We start from the raw sequence: 3,332 nt of genomic DNA on the forward strand, positions 1-3,332 counted from the left end.
CGGCGGCCCTGGAGAATATTCCCATTCATGTGGGAGAGCGGAATTTCCATCTGGGAGATGTGGCTAAAGTCACACAGACCTATACGGATCCGGAAACCTCTCTCATGTATTTCAACGGCAAACCGGCCATCGGCATAGCCATCGCCATGGCTGACGGCGGCAATAACCTTACTCTGGGCAAAAACCTGGAAGCGGCCGTAAACCAGATGAAAGAGGAACTTCCTGCAGGGATGGACGTGGATCTGGTGGCAGACCAGCCAAAGGTGGTTAATAACTCCATTGCCGAATTTACGGAAGCCCTCATAGAGGCTCTTATCATCGTCATGGCAGTGAGCTTCCTTTCCCTGGGACTCCGGAGCGGCATGGTGCTGGCCATGTGCGTGCCGGTGGTGGTGTGCGCCTCCTTCCTCTTTATGAAATGGAGAGGGATCGACCTCCATATCGTATCACTGGGATCCCTCATCGTGTCCCTGGGGCTTCTGGTGGACGATGCCATCATCGTGATTGAAATGATGCAGGTGAAGCTGGAGCATGGGTGTAGCCGCATGGAATCAGCGGAAGGAGCCTATAAGGCCTGCGCGGCACCTATGCTGGCAGGCACCCTCATTACGGCGGCCGGGTTTATTCCCGTTGGTCTGGCAGAAGGCCAGGTAACGGAATATACCAATTCCCTTTTCTGGGTTATCGGTTCCACGCTTCTCCTTTCCTGGCTGGCATCCATTTTTGTCAGCCCGGTGCTGGGCTACCAGTTTATCAAGCTGGGCAAACCGAACCCCATCAAGGTGAAAATCCAGGAAAAGGCCTATGGCGCCTTCCGCAGTGCGGTGAAACTTTTCATCCATTACAGGAAAACCGCCATTCTGGGCGTGGCAGGGCTGTTTGTCTTTTCCCTCTTTACCCTGCCTCTTGTGAACCAGGAATTCTTCCCATCTTCCGTTCGTCCGGAAATTATTCTGGATGTGAACCTGCCCTCCGGTGCTTCCATCAAGGACACGAAGAAAGTGATGAGCGCCGTAGCTGACAGCCTGTACGGAGATGACCGTGTTTCTTCCTTCTCCACCTACATCGGCGACACGGCACCCCGTTTCATTCTTCTCTTCAATCCACAGGCGGCGGAAGATGATCATGGGCAGATGATTATTGTGGCCAGAGACACCACGGCCAGGGACAGCCTCAGGACAGAAGTACAGGATTTTCTGGCAGAGAACTATCCGGAAGTGCGGGCTCATACCCGCCTGATCCAGACCGGTCCTCCGGCGGAATACCCCGTCATGCTTCGTCTCCGCGGCCCGGATGCAGGTAAAACGGCAGCCCTGGCAGAAGAAGCACTGGCTCTCGTGAAGCAGAATCCGAATGTAATCAATGCCTCTTTGGACTGGCCGCAGCAGACGCCTACGGTTCATCTCAATATCAATCAGGACAAGGTGAGAGAACTGGGAATTGATAATTATGCCGTTTCCCAGGATCTTTATGTCAAACTGTCGGGATACAAAGTGGCTGAATCCTACCAGGGCGACCAGCTGGTGCCTATTTCCTTCCGTCTGGAAGGAGACAACGCCGCCCGTCTGGCCAGCCTGTCCTCCCTGCCGATTCATGTAGGAAACGGACGGTATGTGCCGCTTGGTGAATTTGCGGATATTTCCTATCAGAATGAAACGAGCACCATCTGGCGGAGAAATATCGAACCATGCATTACCATTCGAAGTGATATTGCCGGCAGTGTGACATCCGATTCTGTGGCGTCCACACTGTATGACAAGACCCTGAAAGAATTCAGGAGTAACCTGCCTGACGGCTATACATTGGAAAAGGACGGCACCCTGGAACGAAGCGATACGTCCATGCGTCAGATTACCGCTACCATTCCCATTATGGTATTTATTATCCTTATGGTTCTCATGTTTGAGCTGAAAGACCTTCGTCTCATGGTGATTGCTGCCATCTCCGCCCCGCTTGGCATGATCGGCTGCATTCTTACCCTGGTGGTTACCCAGAAGGCCATGGGCTTTGTGGCTATCATCGGCATGCTGGCTATCGGCGGCATGGTAGTGCGAAACAGCATTATCCTCCTGGACCAGATCCGCCAGCATCTGGAAAGCGGTATGGCACCCTATGATGCAGTGGTGGAATCGGCGGTTCTCCGCTTCCGTCCCATCATGCTCACTTCCTTTGCAGAAGTGCTGGGCATGATTCCCCTGATTCCCAATCCCTTCTGGAGCCCCATGTCCGTGGCCTTCATCGGCGGCCTTTCCGTGGCAACGCCCCTTGGCCTTCTCTTTGTACCGGCCCTTTACTCCTTCTGGTTCAAGGTGAAAGAACCGGAAGCCATTGTAGAGGAGTTTGAGGAAAAGAAAGAAGAAAAACAGGAAAGAAAAGAAGCAAAAAAGAAGAGCAGTAAGTAAAAAAAATCCATCCCGGAAATCGGGATGGATTTTTTAGGAAAACGATGGTTCAAGCATTGGCTGGTTTTATTCCTGCATGCATGAGTAGGAATGGAATGACAGGAACAGCGAGCTGTTTAAGAAATCCCATGACGCAGTCATGCATAAAAGCACCTGTAAAATCAGGCGGTATGATCGAATCCGTACTTCTGCAGGAAACAGGAACCGCATGCTTTTTTCAAGCCAGGGTTTTCAGTTTTTCCGCCAGCTTTTTGCCATGGGCTTTGCAGTCATTGATGACCCTGTCTTTTACAAATTCCGGGCTTACGCCGGGAATGTAGGCACAGCCGTTGGTATAAATGGGTTCTTCATACTCCATACCGCAGAGAGCGGCAAGCTGCTGGAAATTGAACAGGAAATCTTCCATGGGATGTCCGTTGGGGCCGCCCACTTTATAGGCACTGGCAGGAGAGCCGGTGGTAAAGGAAATCTGGAATTTCTTTCCCTTCAAAGCGGTGCCGCTTGTGCCATAGGCAAATCCATGGGCAAATACATCCTCTACCCAGTGCTTCATGAGGGCAGGATAGGAATACCAGAAAATGGGGAACTGGAAAACGATGACATCCGCTTCTTTCAGAAGCGCCTGGTCCTTTTCCACCTGCGGCTCCCATCCCTCTTCATCCAGACGGAGAAGGGTAAAATCGGGACATTCTGCCTTCAGAGTTTCCAGAATCGTCTTATTGGCCAGTGACTGGTTCAGACGGGGATGACCGGATACGACAAGAATCTTGGACATAGGTAAGACCTCCTTCAATAACGATAGTTTAGCACTATATATATTGTAGCATACATCCGCTATCTGCTTTCGGCTGTCGGCTATCAGCGGTCCGCTATCGGCTTACTTTCCTGCCTGCTCGTCATTCCGAGCCGCAGGCGAGGAATCTCGGTACG

General features: G+C 51.9%; 2 protein-coding genes. One reads left to right on the top strand and one right to left on the bottom strand.

The features are described 5' to 3' along the window. The coding region (locus tag ACI4N7_RS07655; RefSeq protein WP_439732763.1) for an efflux RND transporter permease subunit at positions 1-2,402 on the top strand (2,402 nt) is incomplete at its 5' end. A gap of 217 nt (positions 2,403-2,619) precedes the next feature. On the opposite strand, the gene ACI4N7_RS07660 is transcribed toward ACI4N7_RS07655, so the two are convergent. Next, positions 2,620-3,177 (bottom strand): NAD(P)H-dependent oxidoreductase, encoded by a 558-nt coding sequence (locus ACI4N7_RS07660; protein ID WP_439732764.1) that lies wholly within the window; start codon positions 3,175-3,177, stop codon positions 2,620-2,622. Positions 3,178-3,332: the final 155 nt, after the last annotated feature.

Source organism: Dialister sp. (genome assembly GCF_051885895.1).
Classification (GTDB): Bacteria; Bacillota; Negativicutes; order Veillonellales; family Dialisteraceae; genus Dialister.

What these genes read in the sequence shown, in the direction of transcription:
- ACI4N7_RS07660 (WP_439732764.1), bottom strand. Translation starts at nt 3,177, where the DNA reads ATGTCCAAGATTCTTGTCGTATCCGGTCATCCCCGTCTGAACCAGTCA.